This window comes from Arcobacter siniprincipis (SeqCode) (assembly GCF_048571125.1).
GTDB classification, from domain to species: domain Bacteria; phylum Campylobacterota; class Campylobacteria; order Campylobacterales; family Arcobacteraceae; genus Arcobacter; species Arcobacter siniprincipis.
The window spans coordinates 1553634-1572852 of sequence record NZ_CP182343.1 but is presented as its reverse complement, the minus strand read 5'-3'; the positions used below and the strand labels follow the sequence as shown (position 1 = coordinate 1572852).

General features: G+C 28.6%; 22 protein-coding genes. 4 read left to right on the top strand and 18 right to left on the bottom strand.

Annotation, left to right across the window (positions count from 1 at the left end):
* Window positions 1–161 precede the first annotated feature (161 nt).
* On the top strand, window positions 162–488 hold the full coding sequence (locus tag ACNI3D_RS08075) for a hypothetical protein (protein WP_419768923.1): 327 nt from the start codon (window positions 162–164) through the stop codon (window positions 486–488).
* Between the two features lie 126 nt (window positions 489–614).
* Here ACNI3D_RS08075 and ACNI3D_RS08070 read toward each other — a convergent pair whose 3' ends face one another.
* From ACNI3D_RS08070 to ACNI3D_RS08020, 11 genes are all read right to left on the bottom strand, one after another.
* Complete coding sequence (locus ACNI3D_RS08070) at window positions 615–1010, bottom strand: type II toxin-antitoxin system PemK/MazF family toxin (protein ID WP_419768922.1); 396 nt, start codon at window positions 1008–1010, stop codon at window positions 615–617.
* A 957-nt stretch (window positions 1011–1967) separates the two neighbouring features.
* Window positions 1968–2243: a helix-turn-helix domain-containing protein gene (locus tag ACNI3D_RS08065; protein ID WP_013135334.1), complete on the bottom strand. Its 276-nt coding sequence runs from the start codon at window positions 2241–2243 to the stop codon at window positions 1968–1970.
* On the bottom strand, window positions 2236–2580 hold the full coding sequence (locus ACNI3D_RS08060) for a type II toxin-antitoxin system RelE/ParE family toxin (protein WP_041660153.1): 345 nt from the start codon (window positions 2578–2580) through the stop codon (window positions 2236–2238). The genes ACNI3D_RS08065 and ACNI3D_RS08060 overlap by 8 nt, the downstream gene beginning before the upstream one ends.
* Before the next feature lie 425 nt (window positions 2581–3005).
* Window positions 3006–3392: a hypothetical protein gene (locus tag ACNI3D_RS08055; protein WP_419768921.1), complete on the bottom strand. Its 387-nt coding sequence runs from the start codon at window positions 3390–3392 to the stop codon at window positions 3006–3008.
* A gap of 11 nt (window positions 3393–3403) precedes the next feature.
* Window positions 3404–4342, bottom strand: coding sequence for a zinc dependent phospholipase C family protein (locus tag ACNI3D_RS08050; RefSeq protein WP_419768920.1), 939 nt, complete (start codon window positions 4340–4342; stop codon window positions 3404–3406).
* A gap of 45 nt (window positions 4343–4387) precedes the next feature.
* Entirely contained in the window at window positions 4388–4672 is a 285-nt protein-coding gene (locus ACNI3D_RS08045; protein ID WP_419768919.1) for a hypothetical protein, read from the bottom strand.
* Complete coding sequence (locus ACNI3D_RS08040; protein ID WP_419768918.1) at window positions 4647–5585, bottom strand: hypothetical protein; 939 nt, start codon at window positions 5583–5585, stop codon at window positions 4647–4649. The genes ACNI3D_RS08045 and ACNI3D_RS08040 overlap by 26 nt, the downstream gene beginning before the upstream one ends.
* Before the next feature lie 11 nt (window positions 5586–5596).
* Complete coding sequence (locus tag ACNI3D_RS08035; protein ID WP_419768917.1) at window positions 5597–7264, bottom strand: UvrD-helicase domain-containing protein; 1668 nt, start codon at window positions 7262–7264, stop codon at window positions 5597–5599.
* Window positions 7242–8960 (bottom strand): ATP-dependent nuclease, encoded by a 1719-nt coding sequence (locus ACNI3D_RS08030; protein ID WP_419768916.1) that lies wholly within the window; start codon window positions 8958–8960, stop codon window positions 7242–7244. The genes ACNI3D_RS08035 and ACNI3D_RS08030 overlap by 23 nt, the downstream gene beginning before the upstream one ends.
* A gap of 112 nt (window positions 8961–9072) precedes the next feature.
* The gene (locus ACNI3D_RS08025; RefSeq protein ID WP_419768915.1) at window positions 9073–11445 is read right to left on the bottom strand and encodes an AAA family ATPase; all 2373 of its coding nucleotides are present in this window, start codon (window positions 11443–11445) and stop codon (window positions 9073–9075) included.
* Entirely contained in the window at window positions 11429–12550 is a 1122-nt protein-coding gene (locus ACNI3D_RS08020) for a metallophosphoesterase family protein (RefSeq protein ID WP_419768914.1), read from the bottom strand. Before ACNI3D_RS08020 ends, ACNI3D_RS08025 begins: the two co-directional genes overlap by 17 nt.
* Window positions 12551–12743: 193 nt before the next feature.
* Between ACNI3D_RS08020 and ACNI3D_RS08015 the strand changes: the two genes are divergently transcribed.
* On the top strand, window positions 12744–14318 hold the full coding sequence (locus ACNI3D_RS08015) for a nitrite/sulfite reductase (protein ID WP_419768913.1): 1575 nt from the start codon (window positions 12744–12746) through the stop codon (window positions 14316–14318).
* Between the two features lie 19 nt (window positions 14319–14337).
* Here ACNI3D_RS08015 and ACNI3D_RS08010 read toward each other — a convergent pair whose 3' ends face one another.
* Both ACNI3D_RS08010 and ACNI3D_RS08005 read right to left on the bottom strand, forming a co-directional pair.
* A complete protein-coding gene (locus tag ACNI3D_RS08010) occupies window positions 14338–15051 on the bottom strand; it encodes an LrgB family protein (protein WP_419768912.1) in 714 nt (237 codons plus the stop codon).
* The gene (locus ACNI3D_RS08005; RefSeq protein ID WP_013135323.1) at window positions 15041–15397 is read right to left on the bottom strand and encodes a CidA/LrgA family protein; all 357 of its coding nucleotides are present in this window, start codon (window positions 15395–15397) and stop codon (window positions 15041–15043) included. Before ACNI3D_RS08005 ends, ACNI3D_RS08010 begins: the two co-directional genes overlap by 11 nt.
* 349 nt (window positions 15398–15746) lie before the next feature.
* Between ACNI3D_RS08005 and ACNI3D_RS08000 the strand changes: the two genes are divergently transcribed.
* The gene (locus ACNI3D_RS08000; protein WP_419768911.1) at window positions 15747–16319 is read left to right on the top strand and encodes a Tll0287-like domain-containing protein; all 573 of its coding nucleotides are present in this window, start codon (window positions 15747–15749) and stop codon (window positions 16317–16319) included.
* Window positions 16320–16394: 75 nt separating this feature from the next.
* Here the strand turns inward: ACNI3D_RS08000 and ACNI3D_RS07995 are convergent, their stop codons facing one another.
* The 5 genes from ACNI3D_RS07995 to ACNI3D_RS07975 form a co-directional block, all read right to left on the bottom strand.
* The gene (locus ACNI3D_RS07995; protein WP_419768910.1) at window positions 16395–17384 is read right to left on the bottom strand and encodes an LLM class flavin-dependent oxidoreductase; all 990 of its coding nucleotides are present in this window, start codon (window positions 17382–17384) and stop codon (window positions 16395–16397) included.
* A 126-nt stretch (window positions 17385–17510) separates the two neighbouring features.
* Window positions 17511–17681 (bottom strand): DUF1328 domain-containing protein, encoded by a 171-nt coding sequence (locus ACNI3D_RS07990; protein ID WP_129101337.1) that lies wholly within the window; start codon window positions 17679–17681, stop codon window positions 17511–17513.
* A 32-nt stretch (window positions 17682–17713) separates the two neighbouring features.
* The gene (locus ACNI3D_RS07985) at window positions 17714–17968 is read right to left on the bottom strand and encodes a hypothetical protein (protein WP_129101338.1); all 255 of its coding nucleotides are present in this window, start codon (window positions 17966–17968) and stop codon (window positions 17714–17716) included.
* On the bottom strand, window positions 17944–18234 hold the full coding sequence (locus tag ACNI3D_RS07980) for a hypothetical protein (RefSeq protein ID WP_129101339.1): 291 nt from the start codon (window positions 18232–18234) through the stop codon (window positions 17944–17946). The genes ACNI3D_RS07985 and ACNI3D_RS07980 overlap by 25 nt, the downstream gene beginning before the upstream one ends.
* A 1-nt stretch (window position 18235) precedes the next feature.
* A complete protein-coding gene (locus ACNI3D_RS07975; protein WP_129101340.1) occupies window positions 18236–18535 on the bottom strand; it encodes a DUF883 domain-containing protein in 300 nt (99 codons plus the stop codon).
* Between the two features lie 381 nt (window positions 18536–18916).
* Between ACNI3D_RS07975 and ACNI3D_RS07970 the strand changes: the two genes are divergently transcribed.
* On the top strand, window positions 18917–19204 hold the full coding sequence (locus ACNI3D_RS07970; RefSeq protein WP_419768909.1) for a sll1863 family stress response protein: 288 nt from the start codon (window positions 18917–18919) through the stop codon (window positions 19202–19204).
* Window positions 19205–19219: the final 15 nt, after the last annotated feature.

Sequence of the window (19219 nt, the reverse complement as noted above, 5' to 3'; positions counted from 1 at the left end):
AGCTACTCTTAATATCTCCTATGATGTTTAAACTCAAGAGTATAATTTTTTTCCAAAAAAACCTTTTTCTTGCTTCTTTAGTAATTCACAAATCAACTTTTGCTTTAAATATATCCCCAACTAGAAAATAGTATCATAAAATAAACTAAGGAATCAGATAAATGTCAGATACAATTGATTTTGGTATATATAACGGTTTAGAGTGGGATAAACTATCAACTGAATATCTTAATGGTCTTGCAGATATGGGAAATATACAAGCAAAAGAACAATTAGAAGAAATATATAACTCCCCAATAGAAACCCAAAAGATTGGTTTTGGAAAATTTTCTAATTATAAATGGGTTGATGTAGATAGTGATTATTTACTTTGGATTATTGAAAATGTAGATGTAAATAATATAAAATATATTCTTGCACTTAAAGCTTTAGAATATATTAAAAATAATACTCAAGAAGAAGATCTGGATGTGATATATTTAGATTAGAAGTTGGAGTTTGTTCTCTAGATTTTTAGGTTATTGTTATGGATTAATACAATAACTTGACTAAGATTTTATTTTATACTATAATTTCACTACAAACCAACCTGATTGCAGGAAGCCCCTAATCTTTTAGGGGAGTATATTACAATCCAATTTTATTTTCATTTTCTCAAAATCTTCAATTGAAATTTTACCCATCTTATCATGTATTCTTTTGGCTGAAAAAAGTTTTATTTGAGAAAGCATTGCGTAATTAGTTTTTTCTTTATGAATTGGTATAAATTCAAAATGAAACATATCATCTTTTTTTGAACTTGTAAGTGGAATACCTAGAAAACTATCTTTTGAAAACTTTCTAAGTATCAAAACTGGTCTTAAAAATTCTTCACCTTTTCCATAAACTTCATAACCGATATTTTGTCCCACTTTTAACCAATATATCTCACGAACTTTGAATATAAAAGCTATTTTTGTCTCTTGTGTTTCTTTTTTTATTTTATTCCAGTTGTCAAATTCTTCACTCATAAATATCACCATTTTAATAAGATTTATGATTATATAAAGTTTTTTTGATCAATTTAGATTTTATTACATTTTGTAATTTTTTTATTACTAGATAGTTTAAAGAATACTTGCTCTCTTGAAGAGATAAATCTCTTCGCCTTTTTCTTTCTTAGTTGTAAGAAAGAAACAAAGAAGCAACCAGACAAGTTGTTAAAGCTAAAGTTCCCTCCCACTTCACTTTTTAAAGGTATCACAAAATGCGATACCTAACTTTAAGTTACAAAATAATATTTGAGGATTACATCAATTCAAATAAAATGGTATCAAAAAATGCAAATGTCCTTTGAGAAGCTGAGTGTTTATTTATTGTTTCGGGAAAGTTTTGTAACTGTCTGAGCATAAGAAATATGCTGGGAGCATATTTTTGTGTGAGTTTTACAAAACAGAAACTATAAATAATAAGCGAGGGAAGTTTCACCTTCGAAATGTTGTGGGTGATTTCTTTGCTACTTTCTTTTTGCCTGCAAGCAGGATTAACATCATAAAAGAAAGTCGAAATAAGTAAAGATGTACAGTAAAAACTTATTTGAAATATAATATTTTATAAATAGTTTTAACTGTATGCAAAACTCTTGAAGAACAAAGTTCTCCGCTTTCTCACTTTTTAGTTGTAAAAAGTAAGACAAAAAGCAACCAGACGAATTGTTGAAGCTAAAGTTCCCTCCCACTTTACTTTTTAAAGCTAGCCTGCATGATAATTCTGTTTACAGATAAAACTCCTCGAAAAAGTGAGTTTATCACTTTTCTCTCGTCAAACAGTTTCGGCTTTTTCCGCTTTAAAAAGCAAAGTGCTCGGCTTCAACAAAGTCTGGACTAAAATACTCTAGTCGCAAACTTTATCTATAAAATTATAATTGGAAATTCAATCTTAAGCAAGTGTGTTATCGTTATCTCCTGAGCCCAAGTTTTCAAGTTTTTTTAAACTATTTGTATCTTTAATTCTTTTCCAAGTATATTTGCAAAGTTTTGCAAAGTGGATAATTTTATATCTTGGGCATGGTTTTCTATTCTTGATATTGCTGATTTTTTTGTATGAAGTTTTAATGCAACATCTTCTTGAGTCATTCCAGTATCAACCCTTGCTTGTTTTAATATTTCTCCTATTTTAAACTCTTCATAACCCTTATCAAAATTTTCGGCAAAATTTTTATCTAAGTTTTTTCTTTTTTCTATATATTTTTGTAAATCACTCATCTTCTAAATACTCCTTTTTTCTCTTATGGGCTAAAGCAATCTCTTTTTTAGAAGTTTTTTGGTCTTTTTTTCTAAAAGCATTTGTCAAAATAACTAAACAGCCTTTATTTTCAAACCCTAAAAATCTAAAGTTATTATTTGAATACTGAACTCTAACTTCAATAATATCATCTGTATTTACAAGTTTTTTATAAAATTTAGTAGAGATACTATCCGATTCTTCGATAAGCTGTAAGACCCAAGTTATTTTCATAACCTCTTTGTTAGATAATGAATCCAAAAAATCCTCAATCGGGCATTTGCCTGATTTGGTTTTATAGAATATTATCTCTTTCATTGTTTTATGTTAACATATATGTTAACTTTTGTCAATATAATCATCATAAGCCTTTTTAATAATATTTATGATTATATTAAGTTTTTTTGATTGATTTAGATTTTATTACATTTTGTAATTTTTTTATTATTAGATAGTTTAAAGAATAGTTGCTCTCTTGAAGAGATAAATCTCTTCGCCTTTTTCTTTCTTAGTTGTAAGAAAGAGACAAAGAAGCAACCAGACAAGTTGTTGAAGTTAAAGTTCCCTCCCACTTCACTTTTTAAAGCTAGCCTGTAAAACTCCTAGAAAAAGTGAATTTATCACTTTTCTCTCGTCAAACAGTTTCGGCTCTTTCCACTTTAAAAAGCAAAGTTCTCAGCTTCAACAAAGTCTGGATTAAAATACATTAGCCTCGAACTCTTCATTTAGAAATCAAATAATTTTTAATTATTACAAATAGGATTTTTAATATAAAAACTACACTTTTTATCTTCTTTTGTATAATCTTCATCAATTTTTAAATCACAAGATAAATCTTCATAAATAGCTTTGTTATCTTTGCATACAAGAACTACAGTAACTTTATTATCATACTTTATCTTTAAATCATAATCTTTAAAATTTTCCATTAAAATAGGAGAATTCGTATTTAAATATTCTTTTACATCTTCTACTGCAATACCTCTTCTTTTAATAGCACTATTAGCTCTTTTTGTAAGTTTATTTAGATTTGGTTTTAATTCGATTAAATCATCACTTTTTAAAGAACATCCAATAATTAAATTAACTACAAAAACAATTAATAAACTTTTTAGCAATATTTTTTTCATTTCATTTCTCCTTATGCCCAATACTCTAGTTCACCAGATGATGTTCTACCATTATCTAAGTTCCAATCTGCAAAATACTCTAAGTGAGAAATTCCATTACCATATACTGCTTCATCTAAAACCTTCCAAGTTTGTTGCACTTGAGATACTGCTTTATCAAAAATATCATCATAATGCATAGTTGTATTACCGGGTACTTTTAAATTTTCAATATACTCTTCTTTATTTACTTCTTCATACTTTGGATATATAATTCCTCCATCTAATCCTATTACATGTCTTGAAATAGTAGGAAAATTTTGAGTTTCTTCTATTGTTGAAACTAAGACATGAAATCTACTATGCCAAGTATCAAAATCAGGTTTATTGGTTAAGTACTCTTCACTATTTAATTCTTCTAACATCTTTCCCCATACTAAAGAAACTATTTTATTTAACTCACTTGTATTACCATTGTTACTACACTCTTTGCCAAACAAAAATAATTGTTCTGTTTCTGAAATCTCCCCATAACCTGTAATCTTTTTATAAATATATACATCTTGGTGCATTTCACAGTTTCTATGAGCTGATTCATGTCCTTCATATGGTCCAACTTTTAACTCAACAACAGGATGAATAACTACATCAGTAACAATATGCCCTGCAAGTCCACAAAGCCATGCAAAAGCTCTTCTTCTGTCTTCTTCATCAGCAATTGCCTTAACTTCTTCAATACCTTTTAAAATAAAAGATTTTGTTTTCATTGCTAAATGCATTAAATCTGCCCATTTTTTATGTCTTTCTGTAATTGCTAGATATGGATAATCTGGACTAACTGAACCTAGTTCTATAAAAGTTGAATAATCTGCCAATGAAATAAGCGCATCATTACTAAGACCTAATTCTTCTAATTCACTTTCAGTAAATGCCTTATTTACTATTGTCAAATGTGCGTATGCTCCTGCCATTGTATCTCCTTTAATTTATTTAATATTTTAACCATCATCAAAATATCAAGTTAACAGTAGTCTATAAGTCTCATCTTCTGACCCCTCTTCTATCCATTCTTTTGTAATGTTTATCATCTCATCATAATTTGTAGTGTATGGCACTTCCCTACCTCTAGGGAAAAGCTGGTAAGCTAAATTTCCTACTATATTTCCAGTTTCAAATATAGCTTGGGCTTGCTCATCTGGTGGTGTTAAAACACTTGGCTTATATTTTTTAAGCCAAAGTGCTTTGGGACATTGGATGCCTTTTGTGTAGAGGGATTTAGAAAGCATGAAATTTCTTTTCATTTATTAGAACTTCTAAATCTCCTATTGAAGAAAAAACTATTTCTTTAATCTCATTAAATAATTCATCACTCATATCACTTTTTACTGTTAAAGTATAGATATTATCAAATGAAATTCTCTCTACAAATTCAATATAATATTCTTTCGAATTATAATCATATTTTTGTTCAAGATTTAATATGAGTTTTTTTGTTTTTTTTGATAATTTGTTATCTTCTATTGACTTATCTATCAATTCATTATTAACAGAGTAATAATACTCTTTCATAGTATTTTCAAAATATTTTTCTGCATATATAAGGTTATGCTCTTTCAAAAATTTTTTATGAATAAATAAAAAAGTAGCATCATTTTTTGTTCTTATACCAGTAAGATTATAAGTATCATGTAATACTTCTACTTTACTTTTAAATTGTTCCCTCAATTTACATATATTCAATTTAGAATTAGAAAAAATGAATTCTATTGTAGGGATAGTTTCAAGAACAATTATTTCTTCTAAGATTTTTTTATTATCAATTTCAAGTATTTTTGCATAACATAAAAACCTTGGCATGACAACAGGAATATTATTAATTATACAATCATAAAATGTTTTTAACTTATCTAGTTCAGTACTTGTTGTTATACCATTAATTGAATTTCTAAATGTTACTTGTATATCATATTTAAAATTTGTAACATCTTTGTAGATTATTCTATTACCTGCAAGATATGTACATTTTTCATCACTAAATTCAATTAGTAAATCACTTCCAGATTTAGTATCGAGAATTTTTGATATTTCTGAACTTGAATCATCATCTTCGATACTAAAAATTCTTGTCTTTTGTCCCAAAATTTTTTCTAATTCAATTTTTACATATTTATCAAAATCTTCTTTAACTACTTTAAAATTTTCTTCAAAACTCATCTTATTTATCCTTATAATGCATTTAAATCATTAAATAAACCATCTAATCCTTCTTTTTGTAAAAAGAATGATGGTTGCCCTTGTCTATTTTCATCATTTGAATTTAACCTTCTATTACTGTAAATTAAGTAACAAGCATTTTTAGCTCTTGTTACACCTACATAATGTAAATTTAAATCTTGCCTATAATTAGGATAATCAGGTGGATCATTCCAGTCTCCTGTAAAGTTTCTATAAGGCAATATCCATTCATATAAATCTAAATGAATCACAACTTCAAATTCTAAACCCTTTGACTTATGTAATGTCATAATTTGAAGTTCATTATCTTCTTGGAAATTATATTTATTTAATAATTCTTCAGATGATAAAATTTTATCTAGAATCTCTATTTCTCTATCAGTTGGAGTTTCATTCAATAATTGAGAAACTAAACTAATTAGTTTAGTTTTTAATCTTCTGTCAGAACAAGTTCTAATTTTTTGTATTTTTTCTCTATCTTTTTTCAATGAAGTTTTATTACTAAAATCATAACCTTTTAAGGTTTCAAGAACATCATTAATTAATACATTTTCATTTAATCTATAGACTAAAAGTTCATAAAGTAATTTTGATACTGAAGTATTTATAAGAAGTAAAATATCATCATCAAAAATTTTATAAGGAAGAGTAATATTATCTTTTAAATATTCTAAACTTTTATTATTTTTTACTAAGATTGCTATATTTGAATAGTTTTCAACTTCATTATCCTCCATAATACTGGGAATAAATGTATTTAACTCATTAGCTATATCAACTTGTGTTCCATCCATTTGAAACTGATAAACTTTTAAATCATCACTATATATTATCTGACAACTTTCATCAAGTAGTCTATTTGCATAATTAGAAATCGATGTATGACATCTATGATTAATATTTACTATATGGTGTTCAAATACATCACTACGTGAGATTAACTCTTGTATATATTCTGAATTACTTCCTCTCCAAGCATATATAGATTGATTAATATCTCCTACGGCAACAGCTTTTAATCCTAACTCATAAATATTTAAAAATAATTTATGTTGTACCTCAGAAGAGTCTTGGTATTCATCAATATATAACGTTTTATACCGAGCTTTTAAATATCTTTGGCAAGAACCAGAATTCACAATAAGATTGTTTGCAATAATCCCCACAGCTTCAAGTAAAATAAATCCATTATTATAATGATTTATAAATATTTCTTCTAATACACTATAATTATTAGTCCTTAAAACTACTCCATTTTCATTTAAATCAGGTAATCCCTCTTTAAATTCTGTGTCTATATCTCTATAGCTTTTGCATTCTAATTTATTACTTGTTATCCCATATATTCTACTTATAAAAGGATATATGATTTCTTGTAAACAGAAATGGTCTATTGTTCCTAAAAAAGTAGATTTAATATCAAATGAGTCTTTTTTACACCTATCCTTTAATTCCTTTGCAGCTTTTTGAGTAAAAGTAATTCCAATTACTCCTTGATAAGAAGGAAGTTCATTTAACTCTTTTCTTATCTTTTCTACTATTACGGTAGTTTTTCCACTTCCTGGACAAGCAGTAATTACCATGTTTTCAGAAGAATTAATAGCACTTAGCTGTTCTTCTGTTAACTCATAATCTCTAGGCATTTTGTGAACTTTCAACAATCTCTTTACACTTAAGTAATGGCTTTACTAATTCTCCACTATTTAATGAACCTAAATTACCAGAATATGAAACCAAAAACTTTCTCATTCTTATAGCTTTCTTTTCTTGTAAGTATTTTACTGCCTCATTCAAATCTTCTTTACTAGAAAATTCTTTTAACTCAGTTGGTAATTCTAAAGATAAGTCATTTTCTAAATCTTTTTTAGATAAATAAATCCCTTTAGGATTAAATAGTGTGCTCACTCTTTGCCATGTCCCATCATCTATAATTGTATCTTGAGTTGTTGAAATATCACGATGTTTTTCATTTGTTAAATTTGCAAGTTTTAAACATCTATTTATCCCAGCTAAATTTCTTTTTTCTACTCCCCCAACAGTGATTTTAGAAACATCATTATCTGTACGCATTACCCATTTTATCTCCATTGCATCTAAAATTTCAGTATATACTTTAAATGATATTCCATCTACGGCTAATATTGATATATTATAAAAATCTAAATCTATACCTAATTTCTCTGCAAGAACTGTATAAAACAACATTTCAGATGGTCCTTCAACTAAAAATACACATTTTGAAAAAAATGCTTCAGCTGGTAATATACTCATTCTATAACCTAATTCATCCCATGCATCACTTATACAATCTGAGCAACCATTTTTTGCAGCATAACTCTTACCACTATTATTTATTAAATGAATTATAGAATTAGGCGAGTATCTTGCAGTAATTTGTGGTGAATGACTTGTAATAATAGTTTGACCACTTAATTCATTATTTAAATAGTCCGCTAACTTCCTTTGTTGATGAGGATGAAGATGTGCTTCAGGTTCTTCAACACAGTAAAATATCACTTCATATTCAGAATCAAATTCTCTCTCACTTTTAGCTTTCCATAGAGCCATCAAAATTTGATTATTTCGTCCATCTCCACCTAATAGCATTTTAGAACCAGAATTTGAAGCAACTAGCTGTAATTTATCAATAAACTGTTTAACTTCTATTGCACCCGTATCTAAATGAACAGAATAACCATTAAAGTTATGAGACAACTTTTCTAATTCTGAATTAACTGTTTGAGTTGAAGTTTTTATATAATTTAAATCCGCAATACGCTTATTAATTAGATGTAGTCTTTTTGATATTCTTTTTGTCTGTTTACTATCCTGAGTAGATTCTTCAGGAGTACAATCTTTTTTAGAAAATTTAAGTAACTCTTTTTTCTCTATTTCAATAAATTTTTGTAAATCTCTTCTAGATTTCACATATTTCAAGTTAATATACTTTAAATAAAATCTACTAGTTACTTCTTCCAACTCATCAATTGATGAGCCAACGTAAAATTTATATTCTAAATCACTTTTAGTAGCACAAAATTTAAATACTGTCTTATTGTCATCACTAACATATCCTTTCAATATAGATAAAACAGCATCCTCTGCTATCTCATTAAAATAAATTTCAATAGAAAATTGGTCTACTTGAGTACCATCATCTTTTATATGAAAGTCAGTTTCCTGTGGCTCAATATCTCTTTCTGACATTGATTTATCTAATAGTATTCGTAAACAATGAATAAAATTTGTTTTACCAACATCATTCGCACCTATAATTAATGAATTTCCATTAAAATTTACTGTAGCTTCTTCAAAATTTCTAAAACCTTTAACTATAACTTTTTCAATTAACATAATTTACTTTTCCTAATCATTTAAATTTAATATACTCATCCCATCACCCTTAGACTCAACCTTTATCTGCAATGGAATTCTTTTCTTTGTGCTTTCACATGGTAAATCATACCTACAACTCAACAACATGTTCAAACATCTCCTTTATCTCTAATTCATGAGATATCAAAAATATCTGCCTATACTGCTCTTTTATCATATGAAAGGCTTCTAGTATCTCCATTCTTCTTGCCTCGTCTTGGCTTCCGAATACCTCGTCGAAGGCTAGGAAGCCTATTTGGGAGCTTCCACTTAGTTCACTTAGGGTTTTTGATATGGCTATTCGTAGGACTAGGTTTGCTAGGTCTATTTCTCCACCTGAGAATCTCTCTATTGGGTACTTTTTGCCTTCATCGTAGATATAAAAGTCAAAGTCGTTTGATACTTCTATGTGTTGGTATTTGCCTTTTGTGATTTGGGCATACATGTTTGAGGCTATGTCGGATATTCTTGGGGCTACTTTTGAGTTTAGTTTTGTTTTAAATTCACTTAGGCTTAGCTTGATTTTATCGTAGTCGATTAGGTCGTCTTTTTTTGTTTGTACTTTTTTTAGTTGAATTTCGTTGTTGTCTAGGCTTGATTGGATGGTTTTTATTTCACCTTCACATTGAGCTATTTTAACTTTGATTTCATTTACTTGGCTTACTTTTAATTCATAAGTTTGATGGTGTTCTTCGTACTCTTTTTGTTTAGCTGTGTGGGCTGTTTCATCGTAGGCTATTTGTTTGTACTCTATCTCTTTTGTATCGTAAGTGCTGTTTTGCTCTGTGATTCTTTTAGTTATATTTTCTAGGTCTTGTTTTACACTATCATATCTTTTTAGCATGGTTTCTAATGATTTCATTTGTTCGTATTTTGGTTGGATTTCATTGAAACTATTTTCTAGTGTTTTGTGTTTGTTTTCATCGTAACTGTATTTATCTAATTTGGCTATTTCATCGTTGTTTTCTTTACCTTTTTGCTCTACCTTGTTTAGATGGCTTGATAGGTTTTGTAAATCTTTTTGTTTACTGTTTATAAGTGCTAGTTGTGAGTTTAATTCACTTAAAGTTTTATCTATTTGCTCTTTTTGGGTTTCGATTGATTTTTTGTTTGTTTCTACTTCTTGTAGCTCTTTATTTAGTTTGGTGATTTTGTTTGTTTGTATTTCATTTATGGTTGAGTTTAACGAGCCTATTACATTATCATACTCTTCTAAGAGTGGTCTTGTACAGGTTGGGCAGTTGGAGTCTTTGCCTAAGGCTTGGATTTGTTGTATTTTGGCTGTGGTGTCGTTTATCACTCTTTGTTCTGCGAAGATATTTGAGTTTAGCTCTTTTTCTTTTGCTTGTATTTGTGTTAGGGTTTGTTTGATTTGCTCTTGTTGGGTTTTGCTTTCTTGTTCTTTTTGTTTTAATGATTCAAAACCTTCGCACTCTTTTTGTAAGAGGGCTATGTCATTTTTGGCTTTTTTGTATTGCTCTCTTAATTGAACTTGCTCTTTTAATAAGCCCTCTTTTTTTAGGCTGTATTCTTTTAGTTGTATTTGCTCTTTTAGACTTGTTTGTAGGGTTTCATACTCTTTTTTTATAGGCTCTAGGGTTTTATATTGGAGTTGTTTTTCTTCTAGATCTTTTAGCTCGGTTGAGAGTTTGTTTTGGTTTTCTATATTTGAGTTGATACTATTTTTTAGAAGATTTAGTTCGCTTAAGGCTTTTTGTTTTGCCTCTTTTGTTTTAGCAAAACTTTCTAGCTCTTTTTTTATCTCTAGCTCTTTTAGTTTTAGGCTATCTATTTGTTTACTTTGGGTTTGTAGCTCTTCATTTAGAGTTTTTTTGATGGTTTCATTTGATTTTATTTGCTCTTTTTTTGTTTGGATATCTTCTGTGCTTAAAAGCACTTCTGCAAAGGCTGCTATTTTTCTTTTTAGTTCTCTACTCTTTTCTATGAGTTCTTTTTCTATGTAGTCAATTTTTTCTAAGCCTAAAAGCTTTCTTATCATTCTTTTTCTATCTTCTGGTTTGCTGTTACTTAGACTTGTAAGCTCTTTTTGGCTGGCAAATAATGTATGTAAAAAAGCCTCTTTACTCATCTTTGTTAGTTTCATGATACTTGTAGTTACTTCTTTGGCACCACTTGTTATTAGTTCACCATTTTTATAAAGTTTGGCATTGGCACTTAGTGCCTTTCCTCTGAATTCTCGTACTACTTTATACTCAATTGAGTCAAACTCAAAGTTTAGTTCTACTACTACAGCATCTTTATCTGTGGCATTGGCATTTCTTACAATATCTTTATAACCTCTATCTTTAAACTCCCCATAAAGTGCAAAAAGTATCGCTTCGAAGATAGTAGATTTTCCACTTCCATTTTTACCTATGATTCCAACTAGTCCCTCATCAAAATCTAGTTCGAAAGTTTTGTATCGTTTGAAGTTTTCAAGTTTCAGCTTACAAAGTATCATCATAAGCCTCCTCGTACTTGCTAAATAGTTCTTGGATTTTTGGTTTTAGTCTATCAAACTCTTTATTTTCACTTTGTTCTTTGATATGGTCTAAAAAGTACTCCTCTAAAGATAAAGCTTGAATATCATCTAGAGTATTACCCTCATTTGTATCTTTTTTGAACTCTCTTTTTATACTTACACTCATAGCAAGCGGGAAAAGTGCTTTTATCTCTTGGTTTTGTATATCTATTGATTGCATGGTTGTTAGGTTTTGAAGTTTTACTTCTACGATGGCATCTTTTGTATCACTTGTATCTAAATCATCAAGGGCATTTGGGTAGTTTTCACAATCTATTGTTTTGGATATGATGGGTCGTATTTTTATCTCTTTGTATTCTACCTCTAATTTATCGCTTAAGTTTACAAGAGCATAGCCTTTTGAGTTTCGTTTGTCATTTAAACTTGTACGCTCACTACTTCCACTATAATATACATTTTCATGTTTACCCACAGAGCCAAAACCATGCCAATGTCCAAGTGCTACATAATCCATCTTTTCAAAAATATACTCTTTGTCTGTAGGATAAACCCACTCCCCAAACTCTTGCATCAAATACCAAGCTCCAACAGAACAGTGCATCATCATGATATTTCTTTTATCAGGGTTGATATTTTTTTCACATAAGTTTATCTCATCTTCTGCTTTTGTTTCATCATTCATATGTGGTAAGGTATGAAAAACTATATCATCAAACTCTATTTTTTTGTAATTTTGTTCATATGATACATGTACATTTTCAAACTCTTCAAATATCTTTAAAATTGGAGAGCTAAGATTTGTCCTAGGTGTGGAATGGTTTCCAGCTATCATGATGATAGGAATATTTAGTTTATCAAGTCTTTTAAACTCTTTTAGAGCAAAGGTTATAGCTCTATTGCTGGGAGAGCTTCTGTGAAAAAGGTCTCCTGTGTGTATTATAAAATCTGGTTTGATTTTTTCTATGTCATCAACTATTTGAGAAAAAGCATTATAAAAGTCCGCTTCCCTTTGGTTGATATTTTCTTCATTTAATATGTCTAAGTCGTTGTATCCTAAGTGCGTATCACTAAAATGTATTATTTTCAAATAAAACCTACTAATAAAATATTTTTATATAAAACTTTTTTATGATTAATAATAGCTTTATTTATCAAATATTATTATTAAAAGCTGTGTCTAAAAGAAAAGATTATAAACTCCCTTCAAAGTTTTCATACCACTTAATTGACACCCAAATATTATAAAATCTAAGTACCTATTAATATATAAAGGAAAAATTTTGACAAAAAAAGAGTTATCTCCATTAGAGAAATTAAAAGCATCTAGAAACCCTTTAAGAGTTATAGACGATATATATAAAGAAGCACAAGAAGGCATTCCTTTAAGTAATGAATATATTGGACTATTAAAATGGTATGGAATGTATCCTCATATCAATTCACAGAATTTAGAAGATAAAAAATACTTCATGAAAAGAATCAAAATAGTTGATGCAAAAATAAATTTAGAACAACTAGAAGTATTAGCAAAAATCGGACAAAAATATGCAAAAGGCTTAGTAGACTTTACCACTAGACAAAATGTTCAATTTCATTATATTGAGATAAAAGATTTACCTGAGATATTCAAATTACTAGATTCAGTTGGCCTTACTTCTCGAATGGCATCAGGTGATGGACCAAGGCCAATTATGACTTCACCAATAGCAGGAATAGATCCAGAAGAGATTTATGATGTATCACACTTAGTAAAAGAAGTTGACTCATACTTTGATAAAAATGATGATAGATTTTCTAATTTTGGTAGAAAATATAAATTAGGAATCTCAGGTTGTGGAAGACATACTGCAAATCATGAAGTTCAAGATGTAGCATTTACAGCATTTAAAACAGAAGATGGCGATATATTATTTGATTTTACGATTGCAGGTGGATTATCAAAATCAAAGCAAATAGCATATAGAACAAACAAATATGTAAAAGAAGAACAAGTAAAAGATGTAGCAGCAGTATGCGCTGAGATTTTCAGGGACCATGGAAATAGAGAAAATAGAAATAAAGCAAGAGTGAGACACTTAGTAAATGACTGGGGATTAGAAAAGTTTGTAGAAGAGATAGAGACTAGACTTGGATATAAACTACAAGATGGTTTTGAAGAACCACAAATCACACCCCATGAAAATAGAAACCATTTTGGTATTTATAAAGCAAAACAAGAAGGTGAATCATTTATAGGATTTGCAACAAACTCAGGAAGAATAGCAGGAGAGGATTTCCAAAGTATAAGTAATATATGTAAAAAATATGGTGCAAAAGGTATAGCACTTACTCCAACCCAAAACTTTATTTTATATGGAGTAAAAACACAAGATGCCAAAACAGTTGCTGAGGAAATAAATGCACTAGGATATCCTTATGCTCCCACGCCATTTAGAGCAAGACTTCAATCATGTACTGGTAATGAGTTTTGTAAATTTGGTATCACAGAAACAAAAGAATTTTCAAAAGTTGTAGTAAAGCAATTGGAAGAGAATCATCCTGATTTTAAAGAAAATGTGACTATCGCAATATCTGGATGTGGAAATTCATGTTCTCACCCTCAAATCTCTGATATAGGTTTTGTAGGAACAAAAGTAAGAGATGAAAATAACAATAGAGTTGAAGGTTATGATGTAATTCTTGGTGGACAAGTATGTGGAGTAGAAGGAAGTAGATTTGCTCATAAAACTGGTGTAAAAGTGACAGCTGATAATTTAGTAGGTTTTATTGGTGATTTAATTACTTCATATAAAACTGATAATTTAAATAAATCTTCATTTAAAGAGTATCTAAATGAAGTAGAGTTAAGTAAATAAGAAGAGGTCTTTTCTCTTCTTATTTAAAAAAACTCAAAATAATCGGTAAAAGAATAGCCGTAAATATCCCATTTAATCCCATAGCAAGTGCAGAAAAGGCAGCTGCTTTTTCTGATATCTCCACAGCTTTTGCTGTACCTATTCCATGGGAAATCAATCCAAGTGCAAAGCCTTGAGAAGTGTCATTTTTTATATTAATGATTTTGAAAATAGTTGTACCAAATACTGCTCCAATAATACCCGTGATAATCACAAAACCTATTGCCAAAGATGGGATTGCCCCAATCTCTTTTGATGTGATAATTGCAATTGGCGCTGTTATAGATTTGGTAGTCATAGATAAGATTGTAAGTATATTCGTATCAAAAAGCCACAATATAGTTATCGTAATAATTACAGTAGAAAAACTTCCAATAAATAAAGTTATAAATATAGGAAAAAATAAAGACTTGATATAGACTAGATTTTTATATAAAGGCAGTGCCAAAGCCACAGTAGCCGCACCTAAAAAGAAATGAATAATTTCTACACCTTTGAAATACTCTTCATAAGAAGTATTTGTAATATATACAAGGGTAAGAATAATAATATAAGCTACGATGATAGGTTGCAAAAGTGTATTTTTATTGGACTTATTATAAATAATAATTCCAAGTTTAAAAGAACTAAGAGTAACTATCAACCAAGTCAAAGGTGTAGTTTGTATATATTGTAATAATGATTCAAAATTCATTTTTAACACTTTCTTTATTTGCAAAATAATCTAAAAGCTTCGCACTTATAGCTAAAGATAAGACGGTTCCAATAAACAAAGAGATACTAATAGCAAGAAACTCTTTTGATATAGTGTCAACTTGAGTAATAATTCCCATTGCAGCAGGAATAAAAAGAAGTGGTAAGTATTTAAGAAAAAATGACACAGTTGTATCCAAACTATGAAAACTTTTCTTTCTAATAATTAAAAATACCAACAACAAAATCATTCCTATCACAGCTCCCGGAACAAGCAGTGAAAATAGTTTACTTATACACTCACCTATAAATTGAAATATCAATAAGGTGATAATTCCTTTTAACATATTTTTAACCCTTTGTATTTTAATAATGCAACTAATTTACCGATTTTTTGTGGCAAAGTAGTGGCAAAGATAGATTTTATAGTAATTAAAATTATCAGTCAAATAAAAAGTACAACCTTATGATTTTTATTCTTTATTTTAAAAATAGCTTCTATTATAAAAAAATATTTAAATATCATTTTTTAGTATTTTTCAATATTAATAAACTATAGATTATTTTTTATAAAATAAAATTATATTCCATAAGTACCAATATGTGGCTTATCTTAAAAAAAATGTTTTATGTAAATCTTATAATTATTATCTTATACTTATAAGATTTAATTATAATTAAGGAGAAAAAATGGTGATGAAAAATATAAAAAATGTAGTACTTATTTGTTCTATATTAATAACAAGTTATGCATTTGCAAACAAAACATTAAGCGAAAAAGAAGCTAAAAATGAGGCAATAAATGCAATAAAACAAGTGAGTGGTACATTAAAAAAGCACTTGGGTAGTGAAATTAAAAGTGGAGGAGTTGTTCAAGCTGCAACTTTTTGTTCAGAAGAGGCAACGAACCTTATGAAAAATAGTGCGGCAAATCTTCCTCAAGGTATTTCTATAAAAAGAGTAACTGATAAACCAAGAAATCCAAATAACCAAGCAACAGAAGCTCAAATAAAAGTATTAAATGAGATTAGATATGGCATAAAAAAAGGCATTAAGCCTAAAATGGTAGTTAAAAAAATAGAAGAAAACCATTATCAAGTTTATAAACCACTTTATATAGAAAATAAATGTTTAGCCTGTCATGGAACTATCGAAAATAGAAATAAAAAAGCTTATTCAATAATAAAAGCTAAATATCCAAAGGATAAAGCAATTGATTATAAATTAGATGATTTAAGAGGTGCTTTTTTTGTAGATATAAAAAGATAATCGTAATATTAGATTTATTTCTTGATTATTTGACAAGCTCGTGAAAATACGAGCTTGTTTTATAGGAAAAGGTTTTTATAACCAAACTTTTGAAATGAGTTCATAAGATTTTATTCTTTTATCTGGATCATGTATCATTGAGTTTATCATGATTTCATTTGCACTTGTTCTTTGAATCAGTCGTTCAAGTCTTTCTTTTACAACTTCTGGTGTCCCCCAGATAGATTCTCTTGTTTTATGTCTTATACCTCTTTCTTCCCACTGTTCCCATAGGCTATTCATATCTTCTGTTGGTTTTGGTAATAGTCCTTGGTCACCCCTTTGAAGATAAAGAAACTTTTGAAGTTCTGTTGTAGCTAAATATTGTGCTTCTTCATTTGTATTGGCACAAACTATATTGATACAAACTATTACATAGGGCTCTTCTAATTGTGAAGATGGTCTAAAGTTCTCATGATATATTCGTATAGCCTCATCCATCAAATCAGGTGCAAAGTGTGAAGCAAAAACAAAAGGCAAACCTTTTTGAGCAGCTAATTGTGCACTAAAGGTGCTAGAACCAAGTAACCAAATAGGAATATCCAATCCAAATCCGGGTATTGCTTTTATTCCTTTTTTACCTGCTTCATTTGATAAATAGTATTGTAAATATTTAAGCATCATAGGAAAGTCGTCATCATTGATATCTCGTCTTAGTGCCATCATTGTCTGTCTATCAGTACCAGGAGCTCTTCCTAAACCCAAATCTACCCTATTTGGATATAAAGATTCCAAAGTGCCAAATTGCTCTGCGATGACCAAAGGTGCGTGATTTGGAAGCATGATTCCACCAGAACCTATTCTTATCTTTTGAGTTTTTGAACCAATATAACTTAGTATTACAGAAGTAGCAGCACTAGCGATTCCAGGGAAATTGTGATGTTCAGCCACCCAATAACGAGTAAATCCAAAATCCTCAACACTTTGAGCTAGTTTTGTACTGTTTTCAATAGCTTGTGATATAGTAAAGCCCTCACCTATTGGTATCAAATCTAATACAGATAAGGGTATTTTTTTATTATTCATATTTTTCTCCATATAAAATCATAATTTATAATATTTTTCCACTATAATAAAATAAGATTATAATTATATAACCTAAAAATACAAATTTAAAAATTTCAGTTATGTTAAATTTAGTATAGAACTAAATTAAGGAGTTTTACCTTTCAATGCATTTACAACTGCTGAGACAACAAGCAGTATTAAAAATATGTAAAATATTGTTTGAGCAATACTTGCAGCTGCACCTGCTATACCTGTAAATCCTAAAACTCCTGCAATTATTGCAACAACTAAAAAAGTTAATGACCACGATAACATTGTTTCTTCCTTTTATTTATTTTATAATTATTTTAAAATCTAGCTAATAGTTTTACCAAAAAAGGTTTTACATAATTTTGACTTATAAAAGAAGCAATTAACTCTTCTTTTGTCCCTGAATTAAAACTTTTTAAGGTATCGCTTATATCATATCCAGGATCAATTGCTCTTAGTTTTAACTTAGCGATTTTAACAGAAGTAACTTTTCTAGTAAATATAGAGTCATTCCCCTCTAACTGAGATACTAAATTATTAAGTTTTTCTATCTTCTTTGTTCTATTTTCCATGAGGCGACCTTAGAGACTATTAATGCTAATACCAAAATAATAAATGATGTTATAAGATAGGCAAAGATTTCACCTAAATAACTTTCAATCCAAACTTTAATCCCTAAAAAGAAAAAAACAGATGCTAAAACAAGTAAAGAAAGTGAAAAAAGTTTTATTATCAAACCCTTTGCACTACTTACAAAAGAAGATTCAATTTCTCTTACTTGAGCTTCTATTAATTCTATTACAGAAATAATAAATTCTGAAATTGTGACTTTTGACATACTATTTTTTAACTAACCAAGCGGCTAAAAAACCTAACCCAAATGTAATTGCAACACTTTTAAAAGGATCATTTTTGATTTTAGTTTCAACTTCACCAACTTCATCTAAACCTTTGTTCTTTAGTTCATATAGTTTTGTTTTTAATTCATCCATTGATAAGCCATCAAAAATATCTAGTTTGCTTGCAGTACGATCAACTTTAGTTGCAGCAGCTTCTTTTAAACTAGCAGATAACTCTTTTATATCAGCTTTTAAAACTTCAATTTCTTCTTTTAATTTTGTAATTTCTTGAGTTGCCATTTTTTATCCTTTTATTTTATAAATGTAACTTTTAAACTATCATAATGAATATTAATCATAAATAAAACTTAATATTTAATAATAGTATATAAAAAATAATATATTTATTTCAAAAAAGTATTTATAAATGACTATATTCATTGTTTTTCTATCTTTTAATACAACTTTACCCATAATGTTTAAGGAATATTTAATTGGCTTTTGTTATAGTTTAGGCAAACAAGGAGGATTATTATGAAATACAAATCAATAAAACTACCTTTTAATTGTGATACATTAGGACCTATAGTATCTACAAATATATTTTATTATAGGGAATAAATAATATTATTAATAATTTATATAAGAAAATAAAAGCAAATAATATTAAAGGAGAATATCATGAGTATGAAAAAAGAATATGAAAAAAAACTACAGGCACAACTAGATGAATGGAGTGCACAAATAGATAAACTTAAAGCAAAAGCTGAAGGTGCACAAGCAGACAAAAAAATTGAATACTATGAAGAAATAGATAAATTAAAATCTATGAAAGAAAATACTAATAAGAAATTCATTGAGATCAAAAATGCAAGTGATGATGCATGGGAAGACCTAAAAATAGGCATGGATAGTGCATGGAATTCGCTAAGTGCTGCCTTTGATTCAGCTAGTTCAAGATTTAAATAATTATTATAGTTAGCA